The 736-nt window shown below is 45.9% G+C and carries 1 protein-coding gene; it reads left to right on the forward strand.

Annotated features, from left to right (window positions below):
- The coding region (locus A3729_RS03290) for a molybdopterin-dependent oxidoreductase (protein WP_156497614.1) at positions 1-736 on the forward strand (736 nt) is incomplete at both ends.

Below are 736 nucleotides of genomic sequence, written 5' to 3' on the forward strand. Positions count from 1 at the left end.
AAAATCACCGGTACGCCGCGTGAGCAGATCATCAAGATCGCACGAGAGTTTGCAGACAATGCAAACAAGACGACTGGTCGCAGCATGATCATTATCGGTGCGGCGATGAACCACTGGTACAACATGGACATGAACTACCGTGGCGTTATCAACATGTTGATGATGTGTGGTTGTATCGGTCAATCTGGTGGCGGTTGGGCTCACTATGTTGGACAAGAGAAGTTGCGTCCTCAGTGTGGTTGGCTACCGCTAGCATTTGGTTTGGATTGGCAGCGTCCACCACGTCAAATGAACGGTACCTCTTTCTTCTACAATCACGCAAACCAATGGCGTTATGAGAAATTGGAAATGGAAGAGGTTGTGTCACCTTTGGCTGATAAGTCTAAGTGGCAAGCTTCTATCATTGACTACAATACGCGTGCAGAGCGTATGGGTTGGTTGCCATCAGCACCTCAATTAGCAATTAACCCATTGCAGTTGACTAAAGATGCTGAGAAGGCAGGTAAAACTCCTCAAGAATACACGGTTGATCAATTGAAGAACGGTTCTTTGAAGTTTGCTTGTGAAGATCCGGATGATGTTCAAAACCATCCTCATAATATGTTTATCTGGCGTTCAAACCTATTAGGTTCGTCAGGTAAGGGTCATGAATACATGCTTCGTCACCTTCTAGGTACTAAGAACGGTCTTCAAGGTAAAGACCTTGATGAACGTGGCGCCAAGAAGCCAGAAGATG

The organism is Oleiphilus sp. HI0043 (assembly GCF_001634935.1).